Origin of the sequence: Burkholderia sp. 22PA0106 (assembly GCF_047497155.1) — a bacterium.
In the GTDB taxonomy this organism is placed as follows: domain Bacteria; phylum Pseudomonadota; class Gammaproteobacteria; order Burkholderiales; family Burkholderiaceae; genus Burkholderia.
This window is the reverse complement of record NZ_CP163162.1, coordinates 1,396,269-1,417,365: the sequence shown is the minus strand read 5'-3', so window position 1 is coordinate 1,417,365 and position 21,097 is coordinate 1,396,269. Positions and strand designations below refer to the sequence as shown.

At 69.2% G+C, this 21,097-nt stretch carries 18 protein-coding genes; 4 read left to right on the top strand and 14 right to left on the bottom strand.

The window, feature by feature from the left end:
- Positions 1–83: 83 nt before the first annotated feature.
- Positions 84–272 carry a hypothetical protein gene (locus AB4850_RS06130; RefSeq protein ID WP_414441714.1) on the bottom strand — a complete coding sequence of 63 codons (189 nt, stop codon included), beginning with the start codon at positions 270–272 and terminating at the stop codon, positions 84–86.
- 134 nt (positions 273–406) lie between these two features.
- Between AB4850_RS06130 and AB4850_RS06125 the strand changes: the two genes are divergently transcribed.
- Both AB4850_RS06125 and AB4850_RS06120 read left to right on the top strand, forming a co-directional pair.
- Positions 407–1,276 carry a LysR family transcriptional regulator gene (locus tag AB4850_RS06125; protein WP_414441713.1) on the top strand — a complete coding sequence of 290 codons (870 nt, stop codon included), beginning with the start codon at positions 407–409 and terminating at the stop codon, positions 1,274–1,276.
- A 138-nt stretch (positions 1,277–1,414) separates the two neighbouring features.
- Positions 1,415–2,527 (top strand): catalase family peroxidase, encoded by a 1,113-nt coding sequence (locus AB4850_RS06120; RefSeq protein ID WP_414441712.1) that lies wholly within the window; start codon positions 1,415–1,417, stop codon positions 2,525–2,527.
- Between the two features lie 115 nt (positions 2,528–2,642).
- Here the strand turns inward: AB4850_RS06120 and AB4850_RS06115 are convergent, their stop codons facing one another.
- The 11 genes from AB4850_RS06115 to AB4850_RS06065 form a co-directional block, all read right to left on the bottom strand.
- On the bottom strand, positions 2,643–3,992 hold the full coding sequence (locus AB4850_RS06115) for a cytochrome P450 (protein WP_414441711.1): 1,350 nt from the start codon (positions 3,990–3,992) through the stop codon (positions 2,643–2,645).
- A 69-nt stretch (positions 3,993–4,061) separates the two neighbouring features.
- Positions 4,062–5,171 carry a terpene synthase family protein gene (locus tag AB4850_RS06110; protein WP_414441710.1) on the bottom strand — a complete coding sequence of 370 codons (1,110 nt, stop codon included), beginning with the start codon at positions 5,169–5,171 and terminating at the stop codon, positions 4,062–4,064.
- A 295-nt stretch (positions 5,172–5,466) separates the two neighbouring features.
- Positions 5,467–6,294 (bottom strand): substrate-binding domain-containing protein, encoded by an 828-nt coding sequence (locus AB4850_RS06105; protein WP_414441709.1) that lies wholly within the window; start codon positions 6,292–6,294, stop codon positions 5,467–5,469.
- Positions 6,295–6,299: 5 nt separating this feature from the next.
- The gene (locus AB4850_RS06100; RefSeq protein ID WP_414441708.1) at positions 6,300–8,438 is read right to left on the bottom strand and encodes a TonB-dependent receptor; all 2,139 of its coding nucleotides are present in this window, start codon (positions 8,436–8,438) and stop codon (positions 6,300–6,302) included.
- Positions 8,439–8,796: 358 nt separating this feature from the next.
- Entirely contained in the window at positions 8,797–9,663 is an 867-nt protein-coding gene (locus AB4850_RS06095; protein ID WP_414441707.1) for a sterol desaturase family protein, read from the bottom strand.
- On the bottom strand, positions 9,660–10,316 hold the full coding sequence (maiA, locus tag AB4850_RS06090; protein WP_414441706.1) for a maleylacetoacetate isomerase: 657 nt from the start codon (positions 10,314–10,316) through the stop codon (positions 9,660–9,662). Before maiA ends, AB4850_RS06095 begins: the two co-directional genes overlap by 4 nt.
- Positions 10,313–11,722: an MFS transporter gene (locus AB4850_RS06085; protein WP_414441705.1), complete on the bottom strand. Its 1,410-nt coding sequence runs from the start codon at positions 11,720–11,722 to the stop codon at positions 10,313–10,315. The genes maiA and AB4850_RS06085 overlap by 4 nt, the downstream gene beginning before the upstream one ends.
- A gap of 17 nt (positions 11,723–11,739) precedes the next feature.
- On the bottom strand, positions 11,740–12,687 hold the full coding sequence (locus tag AB4850_RS06080) for a hypothetical protein (RefSeq protein WP_414441704.1): 948 nt from the start codon (positions 12,685–12,687) through the stop codon (positions 11,740–11,742).
- A complete protein-coding gene (locus tag AB4850_RS06075) occupies positions 12,684–14,603 on the bottom strand; it encodes an FAD/NAD(P)-binding protein (RefSeq protein WP_414441703.1) in 1,920 nt (639 codons plus the stop codon). Before AB4850_RS06075 ends, AB4850_RS06080 begins: the two co-directional genes overlap by 4 nt.
- Before the next feature lie 16 nt (positions 14,604–14,619).
- Positions 14,620–15,624, bottom strand: coding sequence for an N-acyl homoserine lactonase family protein (locus AB4850_RS06070; protein WP_414441702.1), 1,005 nt, complete (start codon positions 15,622–15,624; stop codon positions 14,620–14,622).
- A complete protein-coding gene (locus AB4850_RS06065) occupies positions 15,621–17,015 on the bottom strand; it encodes a KamA family radical SAM protein (RefSeq protein ID WP_414441701.1) in 1,395 nt (464 codons plus the stop codon). The genes AB4850_RS06070 and AB4850_RS06065 overlap by 4 nt, the downstream gene beginning before the upstream one ends.
- Positions 17,016–17,414: 399 nt before the next feature.
- On the opposite strand from AB4850_RS06065, the gene AB4850_RS06060 reads away from it, so the two are divergent.
- Complete coding sequence (locus AB4850_RS06060) at positions 17,415–18,293, top strand: MetQ/NlpA family ABC transporter substrate-binding protein (RefSeq protein ID WP_414441700.1); 879 nt, start codon at positions 17,415–17,417, stop codon at positions 18,291–18,293.
- A 73-nt stretch (positions 18,294–18,366) separates the two neighbouring features.
- Here the strand turns inward: AB4850_RS06060 and AB4850_RS06055 are convergent, their stop codons facing one another.
- Positions 18,367–19,464, bottom strand: a complete 1,098-nt coding sequence (locus AB4850_RS06055) for a hypothetical protein (protein WP_414441699.1) — start codon at positions 19,462–19,464, stop codon at positions 18,367–18,369.
- Between the two features lie 170 nt (positions 19,465–19,634).
- The gene (locus AB4850_RS06050) at positions 19,635–19,895 is read right to left on the bottom strand and encodes a hypothetical protein (protein ID WP_414441698.1); all 261 of its coding nucleotides are present in this window, start codon (positions 19,893–19,895) and stop codon (positions 19,635–19,637) included.
- A gap of 240 nt (positions 19,896–20,135) precedes the next feature.
- On the opposite strand from AB4850_RS06050, the gene AB4850_RS06045 reads away from it, so the two are divergent.
- A complete protein-coding gene (locus tag AB4850_RS06045) occupies positions 20,136–21,086 on the top strand; it encodes an ABC transporter substrate-binding protein (RefSeq protein WP_414441697.1) in 951 nt (316 codons plus the stop codon).
- Positions 21,087–21,097: the final 11 nt, after the last annotated feature.

The window sequence follows — 21,097 nt, the reverse complement described above, 5'->3', positions numbered from 1 at the left end:
CTCGCCCGGTGCGGCAGCACGCCGGCTCCGTTACCGTTCGGGCCGGCGCGGCACGCCAACGCGTGCCTGGAACACGTTCAACTTCACAAGAGGCGCAACAGCCCGCACACCCCCACCGTAGCGGCGGCCAGGATCGCCACGCCGAGCACCAGCCCGGTCAGATGCGCGCCGAGCGTCTGCCAGGCGAGCGCGCGCGCGTCGGCCGTTTCGGGCAGCGCGCGGGCCGAGGCGGTCGGGGCGGCCGGATCGGCCGAGTCGGTCGGATAAGGCATCGCCGCTCCTGATTCGTGAGATGGGGGGGCGGCCGCTTGCGAGGCCGGCCGGATGACGATAGCGTGTCACACCGACCGGTGGCGGGAAACGGGCCGCGCCATATTTCAACGATGACAAAAACGAATGGTTCCCGATGAAAACACTCGATCTCGAAGCGGTTCAGGCCTTCGTGCTGGTGGCCGACCTGCGCAGCTTCACGCGCGCGGCCGACGCGCTCGACAGCACCCAATCGGCGGTCAGTCTCAAGCTCAAGCGCCTGGAGGAACGGCTCGGCCATCGCCTCGTCGAGCGCACGCCGCGCATGGTGCGGCTCTCGCCGAAGGGCGAGGTGTTCCTGCGCTCGGCGCGCACGTTGCTGGCCGCGCATGACGAGGCGCTCGGCGTGCTCGCGCGCGAGCGCACCACGCTGAAGGTGGGCATCAGCCATCACATCGTCGGGCCGGACTTGCCGCTGGTGCTGCGGCATGTGCATCGCGCCGATCCGGGGCTGCTGGTGGAAATGCGGGTGGCCAGCTCGCGCGACGTGGAAGCCGATTTCGACGGCGGCGCGCTCGACGCCGCGCTGGTGCTGCGCCACGACGACAGCCGCCGCGACGGCGACACGCTGCAGGCCGAGCCGTTCGGCTGGATGGCCGCGCCAGACTGGGTGCGGCACGACGGCGAGCCGCTGCGGCTGGCGACCCAGGCCGCGCCGTGCCGGGTGCGCGCGATGGCGATCGGCGCGCTGCAGGCGGCGGGCGTGCCGTGGGTGGAAGTGTTCGTCGGCGGCGGCATTCCCGCGCTGGCCGCCGCGGCGCAGGCGGGCCTGGCCGTGGCCCCGCTCGCGCGCCGGGTCGCGCCGCTCGGCACCGAGGACGTCGGGCCGCGCCTCGGCCTGCCCGCGCTGCCGGCGCGTGACGTGGTGCTCTACTCGGCCACCACCGACAGCCAGGTGCGCGCCGCGCTGCGCACGCTGGTCAGCGCGTTCCGCACCGGGCCGGCGGCGGTGGCCACGGCGGCCTGACGGAGCGAGGCGGCGAGGCGGTGGCGCGCCAACACATTCCATTACAAAATTCAGGGCGCGAAGCCGCCGCCGTGCCGGAATAAGCGCGCGAAAAGTCTGTTCACCTCACTGTCGCCCCCCCACAACAGGACCGTGAACATGACCCACCGTAATGCTGATGCCAGCCGCCGCTCGTTCCTTTCCGCCGCCACGCGCTTGACCGTGGCCGGCGCCGTCGCCCCGATGGTGGGGCTGCCCGCGTCGGCCGGCGCCGCCGAAGCGCTGCCTTCGGCCGATGCCGCCTCGGCCAGCCATGCCGCCCCACCCGGCGCGGTCGGCAACGAATACAACGAAGCGAATTCGCAGCGCGCGCTCGACGCGCTCGAAAGCGCCTACGGCGCGCATCCGGGCAAGCGCCGCAATCACACGAAGGGCGTGGGCGTGATCGGCCAGTTCGTCGGCAACCCCGAGGCGGCGAAGTTTTCGCGCTCGTTGTTGTTCACCGGCGAGACGATCGAGGTAATCGGCCGCTTCTCGCTGGCCGGCGGCGACCTGGAAGCCGCCGACACCGAGCGCAGCACGCGCGGCGTGGGCCTGCAGTTCCGCCTGCCCGGCGGCGCGCTGCAGCACATGACGATGCTGCACACGCCGATGTTCTTCGCCACCATGCCAAAAACATTCATCGACAAGTTCTTCGCGCTGACGCCCGACCCGGCCACCGGCAAGCCCGACGGCGCCGTGTTCAAGGCCTTCCTCGCGAGCCATCCCGATCATGCGGCGCAGGCGCATTATCTGGGCGCCGTGAACCCGCCGTGGAGCTACACGAACTGCGCGTTCTACGGCATCCATACGTTCCGTTTCGTCGATGCGCGCGGCACGGTGACGATGGTGCGCTGGCGCTTCGTGCCGCGCGACGGCGAACGCGCGCTGACCGACGCGGAACTGGCCGCCGCACCGCACGATTTCCTGGAGCCGCGCCTGATGGAACGCCTGCGTCACGGCCCGGCGCTGTGGGACATGATCGTCTCGATCGGCGAGCCCGGCGACCCGGTCACCAACCCCACGCTGCTGTGGCCGAAGGAGCGCAAGGAGATCCACGCCGGCACGCTGACGCTGACCGGCGCGATGCAGCAGGAACAGGCGCCGAGCTACGGCATCAACTTCGATCCGCTCGTGATGGCCGACGGCATCGAGGCCAGTGATGATCCGATTCTTCTGTTTCGTTCGCCATCCTATGGGTTGTCGTATGCGCGGCGGTTGCGGGGGGTGTGATGGGCAGGCGCTAACGCGGCGCGCCCGCCAGCGTCGCGCGATCCGCACCTCGAAGCGCGACGGGCTCAACGAACTGCGCGGCATATGAAGCGCGGGCCGCGACGTGCCGCCCCCGCTAACGCCGCACGATCTGCACCTCGAAGCGCGACGGGCTCAACGTCGCGCGGCGCGGGATCGGCTCGACCGGCTCCGCCGTGACCGGCGACAGCCGCCAGCGCGTGAGGATCGCGGCCAGCGCGAGCAGCACCTCGGTGGTGCCGAACTGGTCGCCGATGCACTTGTGCACGCCGCCGCCGAACGGAATGAAGCCGTGCTCGGGCAGCGCGCCGGCACGCTCGGGCAGCCAACGGTCGGGGTCGAACCGGTCCGGCTCGGCGAACAGCGCCGGGTTGCGATGCAGCACGTAGGGGCTGTAGGCCAGGCCGTCGCCCGCGCGCAGCCGGTACGGGCCGAGCGCGGTGTCGCGCGTCACCACCCGCGTGAAGAGCCAGCCCGGCGGATAGAGCCGCAGCGCCTCCATCATGGCGCGGCGAATCTCGCCGAGCGCGGGCAGATGTTCGGCCTGCGGCACCGTCGCGCCGTCGAGCACCGCGAACGCCTCGGCCGCCGCGCGCTCGGCGATCGCGGGATGGCGGCCGAGCAGGTAGAGCGTCCAGCTCATCACGCCGGCCGTGGTCTCGATGCCGGCCAGGAACAGCGTGATGACCTGATCGTGCACTTCCTGATGCGTCCACGGCCGGCCCTGATCGTCGCGCGCGGCCAGCATCATCGACAGCAGATCGCCGTGATCGACGCCCGATTCGCGGTACGCCACGATGATCTCGTCGATCGCCGCATGCAGGCGCGCCACCGCGCGTTCGTAGCGCCGGCCGCCGAGCGTCGGCACCTTGCCGAGCACGCCGCCGGGCAACATCATCCGCACGAACAACCCGCCCAGATACACCGACAGATCCTCGACCAGCGAGGCCGCCGCCGCGCCGGCCACGTCGGCCGCGAACATGGTGCGCGACGCGGTGCGCGCGGTGATGTCGTAGCAGGCCGCGGCCATGTCGACGATGTCGCCGTCGCGCCACGCGTCGAGCACGCCGCCGATCGCTTCGTTCATGACGCCGACGTAGGTGACGATGCGCTTGCGCGAAAACGCCGGCTGCATCTGGCGGCGTTGCAGCTTGTGATCGTCGTAGCGGCTCGTCAGCAGGCTGTTGCCGGTCAGCTCGCGTACCTTGTCGAACAGCGCGCCGCCCTTGTCGAACGTGCGGCTGTCGTTGAGCACCTGGCGCGTCAGCTCGGGATCGGTCAGCAGCAGCATCGGCAGCCGGCCGAGGTCCACCCGCACCAGCGCGCCCACCGACGCCAGCCCGGCCAGGAACGGCAGCGGACGGCCGAGCAATTGCGCGGCGTGGCCGGCGATCGGCAAGCGACCCGGCGCGACGGGGATCGGGTGCGGGGGAGACGGCGACGGCATCGGCGTCGGTGTCGTCCATCGCGTCACCGATCGCCGTCCCACCCGAGACATCAGACAGATCGTCCCTCATCACCACCACCCCGCCAGCGATGCCGGCGCCGGCATCGCATCGTCGTGCTCCGGCTCCGGGCGCAGCCGGCTGTCGATGGTCCAGCCGTACGCGCGCACGTGCTCGAACGCGCTGCTCGGTTGCAGATAGCGCGGCGACTGCGCGCTGTAGTCGAGATAGCCGCGAATCCATTGCCCGAGCCCCTGCACGTAGCGGCCGGTGGCCGCGTCGCTGTCGGCCACGACGCGATCGCGCAGCGCCACGAAGCGCGCCATCGCGTGGTTGCGCATGCGCGCCGCCCGCGCGGCGGCCTCGGCCACCGTGCAATCCTGTTGCACGGCCAGCACGGCCACCAGGTTCTGGATCGCCGGGAAGCCGTATTGCGCGGCGCGCAGCGCTTCCTTGTTGTAGGACGTGAGATCGTTGTCCCAGCCGATGATGGCGGCCGTCATCTCGCGCAGCATCCGCACGCGCGGGTCGGTCCAGCCGGCGGCGGGCACCTCGTAGCCACAGGCGATGTCGGTGAACGCGATGCACGGATACACGCCCGACTGCTTGAGCCACATCGTCACGTAGTCGTCCACGTCGGGGCCGCGATCGGCCTCGCGGTTGACGGCTTCCCACAGCAGCCCGTCGAAGTAGTCGAGATGGGCGCGCACCCAGCGGTCGAGCTGCACGGTGCTCGCGTGCGCCTCCACCTCGAGCCGCAGGTCGCGCAGCGCGGCGGCCCAGCGGTTGCCCGGCAGCAGATCGGCGCCCGGCTCCTCCAGGATGCGCGCGAGCTTGCCGAGCAGCACCACGTAGTCGTGCAGCGGCGTGCCGCCCGGCGTTTCATCGCTGTAGACGTCGTCGAACGATTGCAGCCACATCACCTCCTTGCCGGCCAGCGGCAGCAGGTCGGGATCGGCGGCGGGCAGCGAACGGGCGGGAAACAGCGGAAACCGGGCGCGCGCCAGATACTCGCGCTGACGCGCGTCGGCATGCAGTTCGAAGCGGTCGGCCCAGGCCAGCACCTGCGCTTCGGCTGCGTCGGCGGCGGGCGACAGCGCGGGATCGATCGGGCAATGGAACACCGGCATGCGCTCGATCAGGGGCGGCAGGTGCGTGTCGATGCGGTCGGGATGGTTCACGGCAGGGCAATCGCGTAAAGGATGGAATCGCGCACCGAGGCCGCCAACGGCCCGCCTTGCGCGCGGCACGGCGCCATCGCGGTCCCGCTCGACGGCGTAATCCATCATGCCCAAGTTCCGTCAGGCAATGCTCATTTTTTTATCGAATTCTGCTTGAGATTTTAATTCCATTAAAAATTCTTTTAATCGCCTTCATAGGCTTTTTCTAAAAGGATTACGCCGTACTTTCACGCAATCCTCCCATTCAAAAGAAATCGTAATTTTTCGAATCAATTCGAATGTCGTACGGCCGCCGTCACGGCTGCGGCGTAGCCAACCCCACCGCGCCGAAACCATAACGCGGCAGCACGGCCTGCGCGGCCGGACTCAGCAGATACATCGCGAAGCGATAGGCCGCATCGTCGTGGCGGCCGGCCAGCACCGTCATGCCGTAATCGGCCTGGATCGCCAGTTCGGGCGGCAGCTCCACCTGGTCGAGCGCCGGGTCCGGCTTGGTGTCGTGCGAGCTGCAATAGCCGACGAACACGTCCACGCGGTGCGTCTGCATGAAGTATTTGACCGGATTGCGCCCGGCCGGCACGTCGGGCGCGGTGCGCCCGCCCACCAGTTGCTGCGCCTTCGCCTCCAGCACCGCCGTCGCGCCCGGGCGCACCGCGCCGGCCTTCTCGAACAGTTGCCAGGCATAGTCGCCGCCCGGGTCCGCATGCGGCGTGGAGGTGCCGATCTTCACGGCCGGGTTCAGCAGCGTGTCGAGCAGGTTCGCCGTGCTCAGGCCCACGTCGGGCCGCGCCGTCACGCACACGCGGTTGCGCGCGAACACCACCGTCGCGCCGGCCTTGCCCTCGTCGGTCAGCCGTTGCGGGTGGGCCAGATTCGCGGAGATGAACAGGTCCGCATGCTCGCCGCGCTCGATGCGCTCCAGCAGCAGGCCGGCCGGTCCGAGCACCAGCTCGACGGGCTGGCCGGTGGCCGCGCCGTAGTCGTGCGCGAGCGTCGCCAGCGCGCCGCCGGTGCTGCCGGCCGCGTACACGACGAGCGGCTCCGCGCCGTGCGCGGCGCCCATCGTGAAGGCCAGCGGAGCCGCGAACGCCGCGATGAGGGAGCGCGAGCGGAAGGAACGCATGAAGGTCATAAGTCGATCTGGATGGAAGCGCGCACCGTGCGCGGCGCGCCGAGCGTGCCGGTGCCGTTGTCGGTGCTGTTGAAGCCGTTCTGGCCGGTCGGGGCGATGTTCGCCCAGTACTGCCGGTTGGTCAGGTTGTCGATCGCCACGCGAAACACCACGTTCTTGCCCGCGATGCGCGTGCGGTAGCGCGCGCCGAGATCGAGCAAGGTGTAGCCGTCGACGAAATCGGTATTCGTGTAGTTGCCCGGCCGCCGGCTCGCGTGATTGACGTTCAGCGTGAACGCCAGGCCCGGCACCACCGGCACGCTGTAGTCGAGCAGCGCGTTGAACACCACGCGCGACAGCCCGAGGATCTGCTGATCGCTGGTGGCCGCCGAGCCGGTGTCGAACAGGCGCGGATCGAGCAGCGACAGCCCCGCGTACACGTACAGGTCGCGGCTGACCGCGCCGTTCGCCATCAGTTCGAGGCCACGGTTGATCTGCCTGCCGCCGTTGGCGAACACGTTGTCCGCGCCGACGAACGCATACGGCCGCTGAATCCGGTACAGCGCCGCGCCGAGGTTCATCGCCGCCACCTCGAGCTTGTAGCCCAGCTCCCATTCGCGGCTGCGGTACGGCGCGAGGCTCTGGCCGGCGTTGGCCGCGCCGCTCGGCGCGCTGTCGCCTTGCTGGAGGCTGTCCGCGTACGTCACGTAGGCCGTCATGTTCGGTTGCGGCTTGAACATCAGGCTCGCGGTGGGGCTGATGCCGTTCGCGTCGTAGCGGCTCGTGACACCGCCCTGGCGGTTGAAGTTGCGCACGCTGATCCAGCTCTGGCTCGCGGCCAGCAGCGCCGACCATTGCCGGTTGAAGCCGATCGTGTCGCCGAGCGTCAGCGATTGCTGGATCGTGCGCACCGCGCGGAAGCGATCGGAGAAATCGGGCAGCGCCGGCTCGGCGAAGCTCGACGGGTTGCCGAGGTTGCCGGTGCCGAGCGTGATCGCGCCGGTCTGGAACGGCGTGTAGCGATTCCAGAAGAACCCCGTATTCGACAGCACCAGGTCGTGCGACATGCCGGCCAGCCAGGTGCGGCCGTTCAGCGCGAGGTTGTTGCTGACGATCGTGTCGAGGCTAAACGTGGTGGTGGCCGCGGTGGTGGTGTACGCGCCCGACCGGTTGGTCAGCGTGTTGGTGGGCACCGTGGAGGCGCGGTCGCTGGTCTCGCGCAGCAGGCCGGCCGTCAGGTGCCAGTCGTCGCTGAAGTCGTGCTTGAGCGTGGCGCTCAGGATGTTGGTGGTGTTGTCGTCGCCGGCCCAGGTCTGGCCGTAGCCCGCGCGGGTCGGATCGAGCGATACCGGGAACGGCACGTTGCGCGCCAGCGCGAAGGTGCCCGGAAAACCGGTGTCGAGATAGCGATAGGTGCTGGCGTTGGTTTCGAGGCGCGTGTCGCGGCTGAAACGCACGTCGAACGCAAGGCTGGCCAGCTCGCGCCGCAGCCGGCTGCCGGGCGTGTAGCTCTCGCCGTTCTGGTTCAGCAGGTTGAGGCGATAGCCGAATGCATCGTCGTTGCCGAAATGGCCGCCGAGATCGAGGTGTTCGAGCAGCGATTGGCGCGAGACATAACCCACCGTGAATTCGCGCAACGGCGTGGCGGTCGGGCGCTTGAACACGAAGTTGAACGTGCCGGCCGGGTTGGCCGGGCCGTACAGCGCGCCCGACAGGCCGCCGAGCACCTCCACGCGCTCGAATTCCTCGATCGGGTAATCGGTGGTGGCGGCCACGTTCAGGCCGTCCACGCGCGTGTTCTGCACCACGCCGGCCTGCAGGCCGCGCGTTTGCGGGCGGATGTTCTCGCCCTGCACCGACGGCACGAAGCGGAACGCCTCGCGCACGCTTTCGAGCTGCTGGTTGGCGGCCAGCGCGGCGGGCACCACGCTGATCGAATACGGCGTGTCGAGCAGCGCCTTCTCGCCGAGCGGGCCGACCCGGATTCGCTCGACCTGGTACGACGGCAGCGAATACGGCATCAGGCCGCCGACGGCGACCGGCGCGAGCGCAACGTCGCGATCCGGAGCGGGATCTTGCGCGTGCGCGACACATGACGCGCCCACGCCGGCGGCAGCCAGCGCGAGCGCCCTGAAACGGGGGCGGCGGAGAAGCATGGGGCGAAACGCGAGGGGTCGAAATCGTTATGCACCGAAATATATAACGAAATGATTCGCCGCAAAGAACACAGTTGCGTAGAGCACAGTCGGCTTTTCCGAGCGTGGTCGAACTGCATCGATCACACAAGGCGCCGCCATGCCGCCCCTGTCTCCCCTCGCCCTTTGCCTGCTTGCAACGCTTGCCTGGCCGTGGCCGCCGCTGCCGACCGACTCCATCCGCCCTTCAGCCGGCCTGCAACGCTTGCCTGGCCGTGGCCGCCGCTGCCGACCGGCTCCACCCGCCCTTCAGCCTGCCCGCAACGCTTGCCTAGCCGTGGCCGCCACGCTGCAAACCGGCTCCCCCGTCCCCTTTGCTTCAGCCCGCCTCGCGCGCCACGCTTTCCGGCGCCAGCGCCGCGTTGACCGGCACGGCCACCGCCGCCACTGCCGCCGCCGGCTTGCGCTCGAACATCGACAGCAGCATCCCGCCGAGCGTCTGGCTCGCCGCGTCGTCGTAGCCGCGCACGCCGAGCGGCGTGGTCTTGCGCTCGGGCGCGATCTCCAGCGTGCCGAACAGCTTGTCCCACAGGATCAGCAGCACGCCGAACTGGCTGTCCGAATACTTGCGGATCTTCGCGTGGTGCGCGAAGTGATGGCTCGGCGTGACGATCACCTTGCCCAGCAGGCTTTCGAGCCGCGCCGGCAGCCGCAGGTTGCTGTGGTGATAGAGCTGGCCGGCCAGCGCGAGCGGCGCGTGGATCAGCAGCGCGAGCGGCGGCAGGCCCAGCAGCGGGATCAGGATCGCGCGCGGCGCGAGGATCGGGAACGCCGCGCCCGGATGGTTGCGGATGGTCGTCGATGCCTCCATCAGCGGATCGCTGTGATGCAGCCGGTGAAAGCGCCACAGCAGCCGGAACGTGTGATCGGCGCGATGCCGCCAGTAGTCGCCGAAGTCGAGCGCGATCACGCCGAGCACCACCTGCAGCCACAGCGGCAGGCCCAGTTGCGGGAACAGCCCCCACTGATGGCGCTCGGTCGCATGCAGCAGCCACACGATGCCGAGCCCGAGCACGGCCGTGGTGGCCACGTAGATCACGCCGATCGCGAGGTTCTTCGCCGTGTGCCGCCAGCGCCCCTCGCCTTCGAGCAGGGGCACGGCCGCCTCGGCCGCGATCAGCAGCGGCAGGCCGGTGAACATCACCGCGTAACGTGGGTTGTCGAGGGCAAGCTGTATCAGACTCATGTCGATCTCCGTTCCTGTTGGCTGTCCGGCTGATTGTCGGGATGCGCATGCCGGAACGCCGGCAATTCCAGGCATGCTGCGACGATTGCGGCGATCGTCGGATACGCGTCCACCTCCACGCCCACGCGCCGCGCCGTGAACGCCTGCGGCACGAGGAACAGATCCGCCACGCCCGGCGTGTCGCCGTGGCTGTAGCGGCCGCTCGCGCCGTCCTGCAGCCGCGTTTCCAGCGCGGCGAAACCGGTTTCGATCCAGTGGCGCTGCCAGGCGCCGGCCTGCGCGGCGTCGAGCCCGGCCGTCTCGCGCAGGTAGCGCACCGCGCGTGCCGCGCCGAGCGGATGGATGTCGGAGCCGACCGCCGCCGCCAGGCTCGCCACCCGCGCGCGCCCGGCCGGATCGGCCGGATACAGCGGCGGCGCGGGCCGCGTCGCCTCCAGGTAATCGACGATCGCGAGCGATTGCGTGAGCCGCAGCCCGTCGATCGCGAGCGTCGGCAGCAGCCCTTGCGGGTTCAGCGCCAGATAGGCGGGATCGCGGTGCGCCTGCTGCGCGATGTCGTAGGACACCGTGTCGTACGCGATGCCCTTCAGGTTCAGCGCGATGCGCACGCGGAACGACGCGGACGAGCGGTAGAAACCATGCAGCGTGGTCATGCGGCCTCCTGCTGCGGGTCGGGTTGCTGGGCATCGCGCCGCGAATTGGGCTGCGAGCCTGAGTGTGGGTCGGGCTGCGAATCGGGCCGCGAATCGGCCTGTGAGCCGGGACGCGAGTCGTGCTGCGAATCGTGCTGCAAATCGGGCTGGAAATCCGACTGCGACCGGCGACGCACGGTGCGCATGAGCCACGCGAGAAAGCCCGGCAATTGCAGCGCGACGACCACCGCGAACGCCGTCTGATAGGCCGCGGCCGGATAGTGATGGGCGGCGTCGGGCGTCCATGCCGAAACGATGAAGCCGAAGCCGCTCTGCACCAGGAACGCGCCGAAGAAGATCAGCAGGTTCAGGCAGGTGGCCGCGCGGCCCGTCAGCGCGGGCGAGACGTTCTGCGCGACGATCGTGTATTCCAGCCCGGCGATCGTGCCGATCAGCGTGAAGGCCACGCTCAGGGCCGGAATCCACGGCACCACGTTCAGCAGCGCGAGCACCTGCACCAGCAGGAACAGCCCCACGCCCACGCCGGCCACGTCGATCGGCTTCGCGCCGAAGCGGCGGCCCGCCCATTCGGTGATGTTCCCGATCGACAGCGAGCCCGCCACGATCGCGCCCATCCCGACGAACAGCAGTGCGGCCGCCTCGCGCGTGTCGAGCCCGCCGACGTCCTGCAGCCACTGCCCCATCCACAGCCCCTGCAGGCCGAACGCCACGGCGTGCGCGGGCAGCAGCAGCGAGATGGTGCGGCGGAACGCCGGGTCGCGATACACCTCGAGCAGCGAGCCGAGCGTGGGCCAGCGCGCGACGCGATGCGCGGGCGGATCGGGCGGCGTCAGGAAGCGGATCGCCAGCGCCGGGGCCAGCGTCACCACCGCCAGCGCGACGAACACCGCGCGCCAGCCGAACTGCTGCAACGCCAGTTCCACCGGCAGCGTGGCCGACATCGCGCCGAGCCCGCCCACCGCCAGCAGATAGCCGTGGATCGACGGCAGCCGGCGCGGCTCGACCCAATACGACAGCGCCTTGATCGAGCCCATGAAGCAGGCCGACAGGCCGATGCCGGTCAGCACGCGCGCCGCGAACAGCGGCCCGAAGCTGGTGCCGAACGCGAACAGCAGCGAGCCTGCCGAGGCCGCGCCGAGCAGCGTCAGTTGCACGCGGCGCGGGCCGTAGCGGTCGAGCGCCATGCCGACCGGCAATTGCGCCAGCCCGAACGACACGAAATAGGCGCTCGACAGCAGCCCGAGCTGCGCGGCGCTCAGTTGCAGCGCTTCGACCAGATACGGCGCGAGCACCGCATTGATCGAGCGAAACACGAACGAAACGTAATGGCCGAAAGCGAACGGCAGGAACACGGTCGCGTAGAGCGCCGCGGTGCCGAGCCGGCCCTGGGTGTCCGACGAATTCACGGAGGCTCCTTCGAGGATCAGTACGAACGGGGTGGAGGGAACGTGCCGGCCGGCGCGCGATAGACGTGCTCGATGCCGCCGTGCGCCGACTCGCGCACCAGCGTGCCGAGCGCGGCCAGTTGCGGGAGGTTCTGCACGGCGTAGAGCACGAGGGGGGCGGCTTGGGCTGCGCGGTCGGCTCGGTCGGCTCGGTCGGCTCGGTCGGCTCGGTCGGCTCGGTCGGCTCGGTCGGCGTGATCGGCGTGATCGGCGTGATCGGCCTGCGTGGCCGCGAAGCGGTGCGCAGCCCACGGCGGCACGTAGAGCGCGTCGCCGGCCGCGAGCGGATAGGCGCGTTCGCGGCTTGCCGCCGGGTTGCGTGCGCCGTGTGCATCGACGTCGCCCCCCTCGCCATCGCCATCGACGCGCTCGCCGGCCTCGCCGAGCCACGCCGTGCCGGCCCCGGCCACCACCACGTACAGATGCCAGAACGCATGACGATGCGCACGCGTCGGCTCGCCCGGCGCGACGATCTGGATCGCCAGCGAGATGCCCGGCGCGACCTCCGCGCCGGATTCGCCGGCCACCAGCGCCGCCGTGCCGCGCTCACCGTGCACGAAGCGGCCGCGCGCCTCGTCGAGCGCGGCCGACGGCCAGTGCGCAGCACCGGGCCGAGGCTGCGCCGCCGCCTTGAGATAGGCGCCGAACGGCACGAGCCGGCCGCCGGGCGTGACCACCTCGTCCGACGGATTCAGGGCTTCGGGCTGCGTTTGGGGGTGCGCTTGGGGCTGCGCTTGGGGCTGCGTTTCCGACTGCGCTCGAAGTTGCGTTTTCGGCTGCGCTTGAATCCGCGCTTCCGACTGCGCTCGAAGTTGCGTTTGCGGCTGCGCTTGGGGTTGCGCTTCCGGCCGTGCTTCCGGCTGCACTTCCGGCTGCGCGTCCAACTGCAAATCGCCCCGCGTATCCAACCAGGCCAGCGTGCTCATGCCGTGGCCTCCACGCTGTCGACGCTATCCGCGCGCGCCGCTGCGCCCGGCACCGCCCGCGCCGCCCCATGCCGCTCGATCGCCTCGAACAGTTGCAACACGGCGCGCTCGGCATCCGCCGTCTGGCGCGATGCAATACGCGGCCTCGGCAGCGCATGCGTGTAGAAATGCGCGCCCTCGACCGGATAGCCGATCGCCCAGATGCGCGGCTGCGCCGTGCCGTCGCGTCCGATCGGCCGCAGTTGACGGTCGATGTCGAGCCCGCCCGGGTGGTAGTCGCCGTTACGGAACGGCCGGATCAGGCCGCGCGCGAGCAGCGCGGCGGTCAGCGGCGCGGCATCGGTCAGCGGCGACCACGCGTCGAGCCGCGCGGCCACCAGCACGTCGGCGAAGCGGTGCGTGTCGCCCTCGGGATAGGCCGTATCGATGCGGAACCGCGCCGCGTCCGGGTCGCCCGTCACGCGCGCGCCCGGCCCGCCGCCCAGCGTCAGCACGCCGGCCCGGCGCAGCGCCTGGAACTCGACGTTGCGCTGCTTCGGCGGCCCGAACGCGATGCGGTTCGTGATCGCGTTGAACTCCTCGACGAAATAGCGATGCGAATCGGGCGTCGCCGCGCCGTATTCGATCGCCTCGCGCAACGCCTCGCGCGTATCGCGCAGCGCATCGGTCGCGGCCTTCAGCGGGCTCGACAGATTGCCGAGGAAGGCCTGCGCGAGATCGTCGTCGAACTGCGCGTCGAAGAACGCGCGGAATTCGGCTTCCGAAGCAAACCGGCGGCCTTTCAGCGGCCAAAGGATCGCCTCGATCGCCCGCTGCTCACTCTCGCTCGGCGCGAAGCGCTCAGGATCGACAGCGTCGGCCGAATCCCCGTGCGCGCCACCGGCCGCCGTCGCGGCGAGCCGGTACGCCCAGGCCATCTCCTTGACGATCAGCGGCAGCACCTCGGCGCGGAAATCGACGCGCCGGTCGCCACGCGACAGCGCCGCCGCATCGGCCAGCGCACGCACCGCCGCCGGCGTGAAGAAGCGCGCCGCGTGCCGCCCGGTCAAGCCCTTCTGGTTCACGCCGCGCGCCGCGAACGGCAGGCACTGGCGCGAGAACACCAGCAGCTTCGGCTCGCGCCCAGACGGCACGTAGCGCAGGCCCTGCGCATCGTCGACGAAGCGCCCGCCGCGCCCCACCGTCAGCTCGGAGATCACGTCGTGCGCGGTCAGCCCGAAGCCCTGGATCGCCACCGTCGCCTGCGAGGCGATCCGCGACAGGCCGGTGACCGGATACGGCGTCGCGAAATAGGCCAGCGCCGGGTTGTGGCGCACCTGGCTCGCCACGAACGCGTCGGCCGCGTGGTCGGCCTCGTTCGGCAGCCGCCGGCCATGGCCGGTGGTCAGGAACGTGTAATCGGCGCGCACCGTGTAGCCGTTGTCGAGCCGCACGCGAAAGCCCTCGCCATGCGGCTCGACGTCGTGCGCGCGGGTGCGGTGATGCGCGAATGTGATCGCAGCCGGCAACTGCCGCGCGATGTGATCCACGCCCCACGACAGGTATTCGCCGAGCAGGCTGCGCGGCAGATAGTCGAATTCGGTGATCGCCTCGCCCGAGGCGTCGCCGACGCGGAAGAAGCGCGGCCCGAAGCGGCGGTAGCCGCTCGCGATCGCCCATTCCACCAGCGTCGGGCCGTTCGCGCCGCCCGCCACGCTGTCGGGCGCGAAGATCGTCACCTGCGAGGCAACCGTGTTGATCAGCAGATGATCGGGCTGGCGCGCCGGGTGCGAGCCTTCCCCGCATTCACCGGGGTCGATCGCGTCGATATGCAGGCGCGCGCCGGCCGGCAGCCGGCGCGCGTGTTCCAGGATGCGTTCGAGTACGCTGATGCCGCGCGGGCCGAGCCCGATCACGGCGACGTGGGTGGTCGTCATCGTTCAGTTCTCCTCGTCAGTGTGTGGCCAGCGCGGCGGTGTCGGCGGTGTCGGCGGTGTCGGCGGTGTCGGCGGTGTCGGCGGCTTCGGCGGTGTCGGCGGCTTCGGCGGTGTCAGTGGCTTCGGTGACTTCGGCAGCCTCAGCGTCGGCGGCTCCAGTGACATCGCCAGTCGCTTGCCCATGCACCTCCAGCGGCGGCTCGTGCAGCACCACCACATCCGGCTCGCCCGGCAGCGTGCGGAACGTCGTGCGCACCAGCGGGTCGTGACCCGGCACGATATGGTTCGGCCCGTCGGCGAGCCGCTCGATCGCGGCATGCGCGTCGAGCATGCGGCCCACGTCGATCACGATCGGGAACGGCCGGCGCTCGCGCAGGTTGTCCCAGTAGTGGGCGGCGTCGCTGGCCAGCACCACATAGCCGCGCGCGGTCGCCACGCGCACCACCTGCAGCCCCGGCGTGTGGCCGCCGAGCTGATGCAGCGTGATGCCGGGATGCAATTGCGCGTCGCCGTCGACGAACGCGATACGCCCCTCGAACAGCCGGAACACGGCCTGCGCCACGTCGGCCGGCTCGAACGGCCCGCGCAGCGCACCGTGCGCCATGCAGCGGCCCGTGCAGAACGCCAGTTCGCTCTCCTGAACATGGAAGCGCGCACGCGGGTAGGCATCGAGATTGCCGGCGTGGTCGTAATGCATGTGCGTGATCACCACGTCCTCGATCGTGGCCGCATCGATATCGAGCTTGCGCAGCAACTCGGCCGGCTCGCCGAAATACGTGCGGCGGCGGCGCCCGGCCAGCTCGCGCTTGAAGCCCGTATCGACCAGCACCGTGCGCTGGCTGTTGCGGATCACCCAGACATAGAAATCGAGCGGCATGCCGCGATTGCCATGCGGATCGTGGCCCAGATAGTTCTCGGAACTACGGCGGCCCTCGTGCGTCGCGTAGCGCAGCGCGTAGACCTCGTAAGGCTCGACGGCCTCGTCGACGGCGGCGGCCGGGGAATAAACGGCTTGCGTCATTGCGCGGCCTCCAGTGCGTCGGCCAGATCGGCGCTGCGATCGTCGTGCGCATGAAGCGGAATCACGCGATGCGACGGCTTGACGTGAGCGGCCGTCTCCTCGAAGAAGAAGCGCTGCTCGCCGAACGCCGGCACCAGATCGTCGAGCCAGGTCGCCTCGGGATCGAACTTCGCGTAGAACGGCCGGCGCACCCACTCGGGGTTGCGCGCCTGCAGGAATTGCAGCGCGAACACCTTCTCGCCACCGATCTCGACGATGCCGTCCACCGCCACCTTGCCCGGGAACGCGCTCATCGACGGGCCGCGCACCGTGCGCGCCAGCCCCGACACCTGCCGGTAGGCGCGCTGGAAGATGTCGTAGGCCTCGGCCAGCGGCAGCTTGAAATAGTCGCTCGGCCCGGTGTCGCGCTCGACGAACATGTAGTACGGCACCGCGCCGAGCTTGACGCCGAGCGTCCAGAGCCGCGCCCAGGCGTCCGGATCGGTGTTGATGTGGCGGATCAGCGGCGCTTGCAGGCGCACCGTCGCGCCGGTGCCGATGATGCGCCGCACGGCCTGCTGCGCGATCGCCGGCTCCAGTTCGTTCGGGTGGTTGTAGTGGCCCATGATCGCCAGGTTGCGGCCCGAGGCCACCACCGATTCGAACACCCGCAGCAGGTCGTCGGCATCCTTGTCGGTCACGAAGCGCTGCGGCCAGTACGCCACCGATTTCGTGCCGATCCGGATGTTCTGGATATGCGAGAGTTCGGGCGACAGCAGCGGCGTCAGGTATTCGGCCAGCGAGCGCGCGTTCATGACGAGCGGATCGCCGCCCGTGATCAGCACGTCGGTCACGTCGCGATGGCGCTTCAGGTATTCGACGAGCTGGGTGGTTTCGCGCGCATCGAACTTGAATTCGTCCATGCCGACGAACTGCGGCCAGCGGAAGCAGAACGTGCAATACGCATGGCAGGTCTGGCCCGCGCTCGGAAAGAACAGCACCGTCTCGCGGTATTTGTGCTGCATGCCGGGCAACGGCACGCCGTCGAGGTGCGGCACGTTGTGGGTCAGCTGCCCGGCCGGATGCGGGTTCATGCGCAGCCGGATCGAATGGATCAGGCGCTCGGTTTCGTCGGGCTTGCCGCCGTGCGCGATCAGGTCGCGCAGTTGCGCGTATTCGCGCTCGTGGAGCATTTCGCGGTGCGGGAACGTGAGGCGGTAGATCGGATCGTCGGGCACGCGGTCCCAGTCGATCAGTTCGCTCAATACATAGGGATTCACGCGAAACGGCAGCACCCGGCCCACCACGTCGATCGCCTCGCGCTGATCGGGCTTGAGCTTCTCCCATTCCGGCGCCTGGCGGATCGACTGTCGCGTATACGGCTTGAACTTGATTCCGGCGTCATTCGGCATTTCCCAACCCTCCTGGATGATTTCCGTTCTCTCGTGACGGAAATGAATGTGAAGCGAACTCGGAACATCCCTATTCGGCAATCGATTCGCCATGCGAAGGAATTGTTTTGGGTTTGATTTCCATCGGCGATTCAATCGAGTCGCCAATGTAAAGATGAGAAACGCGCTTGACCATCGGCCCGGACGGATTTCTGTGATTGCGCAAGACCTATGTTTGCAGGGCGCAAAGCATTGGCGCGATCGCGTGATTTGCAACGATGCGGATCGCCGGTTCGGCGCCGATAAGCTTATGCGTAACCGTTGTTTCCCGGCCGCTTGCACGATCTCTAGAATCGCCCGGTCGCGTGAGCGCCGCAGCGCGCGCACGCATTCATTTCGTCATACCGAGGATTTGCCGTCATGCCCGCTTCGCCGCCCATTCGTTCCTCGCGCCGGCTGCTGCCGTCGCCCAAGCGCCGTGCGATCCGCCGCTTCGCGGCCGTGCTCGCGCTCTGCTCGATCGGCGTGCTCGGCACGCTGGCCGCGCGGCCCGCGCATGCGGACGAACGCGTGTTGCGGGTGGGCGTGACGAGCGGCCCGCACGAGGAGATTTTCGAAGCCGCGAAGCGCGTGGCCGAACGCGACTACGGCCTGCATATCAAGACCGTGGCGTTCAGCGATTACATCGCACCCGACGCCGCGCTCGATTCGGGCGACCTCGATGCCAACAGCTACCAGCACCGCCCCTTCCTGAACGCGCAGATCCGCGCGCGCGGCTATCACCTGGTCGGACTCGGCCGAACCTGGATCGGGCCGATCGGCGTGTATTCGAAGAAGTACCGCACGTTCGCCGCGCTGCCCGAACATGCGACGATCGGTATTCCGAACGATCCGGCCAACGAAAGCCGCACGCTGCTGCTGTTGCAGAAGGCCGGTGCGATCCGGCTGCGCTCGGGCATCGACCCGGTAGCGGGCATCAACGCCACGCCGCGCGACATCGTCGAGAATCCGAAGCAATTCCGCTTCACCGAGATCGATGCGGCGCAACTGCCGCGCACGCTCGACGATTTCGACGCCACCACCGTGAACGCCGATTACGCGATCAAGGCCGGCCTGCAGCCGGGCCGCGATACGATCCTGGTGGAGGACGGCTCGACCGTCTATGCATGCCTGATCGCGGTGCGCGAGAAAGACGCGAACCAGCCGTGGGTCAAGCAACTGGTGGCGGCGTATCAGTCGCCGGAAGTGAAGCAGTTCATCCTGACGCACTATCACGGTGCGATCATTCCGGCGTTTTGAGGGGGGAGTCGGACGGGGAAGTTGATAACGAAATGGGCTGCCGGAGCCGATGCCGCGGCCTCCGGTGCCGGCCTTAAAACCTCACGAATTCGAAATCGGCCCCGGTGCCGGCCGCCTGATCGGCGAGATCGGACAGCGCGATCTTGCGCACGACCGACTCGTTCCACGGGTTCGTGTAGTAGACGGTGTTGGCGGCCACGTCCACGCGGATCACGGCGAACGCATGCCCGTCGCCCTTCGACCAGTCGCCGTGGCGGTCCGGCTTGCCGCCGAACACCATGGCCACGCGCGAGCCGAGATCGCTCGAATGCTTGCCGAGGAACTCGACGATCTGCTGGCTGGAGCTGTCGCGGTCGGCCAGACGCGCGTGCGCGCCGTAACTGCCGGCGAGCACGGCCATGACCTTGTTGGTGGGCAGCGATCCCTTGGCGGGATCGAGGTGGAAATACTGGAACATCGCGCCGACGATGGCCGCGGCGGCCGGGTCGCCGGTGCCGTACTGATCGAGGTTGTCGGCGGCGAGCGTGTAGGTGCGGGCGGGGTCGCCGGGCAGGCTCACGCGGTAATGGCCGCTGTCGAGCCGATGCACGGCGCGGCGCAGGATATCGGCGCCGGTGGGCGTGGTCGAGAACGCCTTGACGACGGAAATGCCCACGCAATCGCCCTCGTGCTTCTGCACGAGGTTGATCCCGATCGGCTGGGGAACCGGCGTACCGGGCAGCGCGCTGACATCCCAGGGCCCGGAGTCGAGCGCGTTGCCGGCCGCGGCATCGCGAACCAGCGCGCGGATGCTGCCGTCGGCACTGAACGAGCCGTCGCCGAGCGAGGCCACGATGTTCTTCGTGTCGGTGACGAGCACGTCGCGTGCGCCGCCATCGCGCTTGAGCGCGGCGAGGAACAGTGCGGAGGCGCGGGTCACGTCGGTGCGCTGCGCGGGGCTGGTCGCGGCGGACGGGCTGCGGCGCAGCACGTCGATCAGTTGCCGGTAATGGCGTTCGACATCGCTGTAACGCGCCGTGGATTCGGCGCTGGCCGATTGGGTGCCGATGGCGCCGATCAGGCATGCGCCCAGAAGCCCGGCGGTGATGAGACGACGCGCGCCGCGCCGCGGGTTGCCCGTCGGCGCGCCTGGTGCGCCCGACGCGGCCGCAATGAAGTGCGAATCAGCCATCGTGTCCTCTTTCGATCTGGGGGAGCCGTCGGGATCGACGCTCCGTTCAGAAGCAGAACACTTGCAGGCCGGCAATTATTCCCGCTGTTTTCGCGGTGTCCGGCGACGACGGCGACCGTCTTGCGCGACAGCCAATTCTCATCGTCGTCCTTGATTTTTCTACGACAAGCTCAGCGCGATCCGCTCGCCATGCCGAATCGCACCGCCGCCGCGTTGGCGTTGCCTTCATCCGGCCGGCGTGCCGCCGCCGGCTCCGCCGGCGAATGCGTGAAACGAACCCACTCGATCTCGGCCGGCGTCAGCGGCGGAAACCCCACCGAGGCGGACGCCAGCGCATCGAGAATGCGCAGCGCCCGGCCGGACGAATGCGGCGATGAAAAACGACGCGTCAGGTGCGTAGTCAGTCGAATCAGAATCGAGGGCTGCGTCATGGTCGTAAGCCTGCGGAAATCGTGGCGGCGGGCGCGGCCGCCTTGCATCGGGCAAGCGGCACGCAACATGGGCCCACGATACGGCCCGCCGCGCGCGGCCGGAACCAATCATTTCGCCTATATATATGCGCGCCGAGCCATTGCCGCGCCGCTGCTAACCAAAGCAGAAAACGGCATCACGGCCGCCCCCGAATCCGGATAGTCTCGCAGCGCCCCACCCCCTCATTTCCGGAGTCATCGATGTCGCATTGGAAGCCCCTCGCCGGCCTGCTGCTGGCCCTCGCCGCTCAACAGGCGTTCGCGCAGGAACCCGTCACGCTCGCGGTCGGCGAGCAGAACTACTACAACATCGAGGCGTCGATGGAAGCGTCGGGCGCCTTGAAGGATGCACCGTATCGCGTGCAATGGAAGCACTTCCAGGCCGCCGCGCCGATCGCCGAAAGCCTCAACGGCCAGGCGCTCGACCTCGGCTTCCTCGGCGATTCGGGCCTGCTGACGCTGGCCGCGCGCGGCGCGCCGGTGCGCATCGTGGCGGTGTCGCGGCAGAACCTCGAAGGCGTGGCGCTGCTGGTGCCGGCCAATTCGCCGGTCAAGCGCGTGGCCGATCTGAAGGGCAGGAAGGTGGCGGTGTGGCGCGGCGCGTGGAGCCAGCAACTGGTGCTGCGCGCGCTGCAGCAGGCCGGCGTGCCGGCCGACGCCGTGCAGTATTCCTATCTGATGCCGGTCGACGCGACCGATGCGCTCGCGAGCGGCGCGGTGGATGCCGTCTCGCTGTGGGAGCCGTTCGTCAGCACGCTGGAATTGAAGCAGCACGCGCGCCCGATCGCCACCGCCGAAGGCCTGATGCCGGCCCTCAGCTACGTGGCCGCCACCGACAGCGCGGCCACCGGCAAACACGCCGCGATCGCCGATTTCCTGCGCCGCGCGGTGATCGCGCGCCGCTGGGTCGATGCGCATCCGAAGGAATATGCGGCGCTGTGGGCCAAGCGCGCGAATCTCGACGTGGACGTGGCCACGCGCTGGCTCTCGACCGCGCACCAGACGATCGGCCCGGTCGACGAGCGCGCCGCGCGCGACACGCAGGAAACGGCCGATTTCCTGACGCGGCAGGGCGTGATTCCGGCGCACTTCGATACCAGCAAGGTGCTCGATCGTTCGTATGCCGACGCGTTTTCGGCAGCGGCAAAGTAAGACGGATTGCA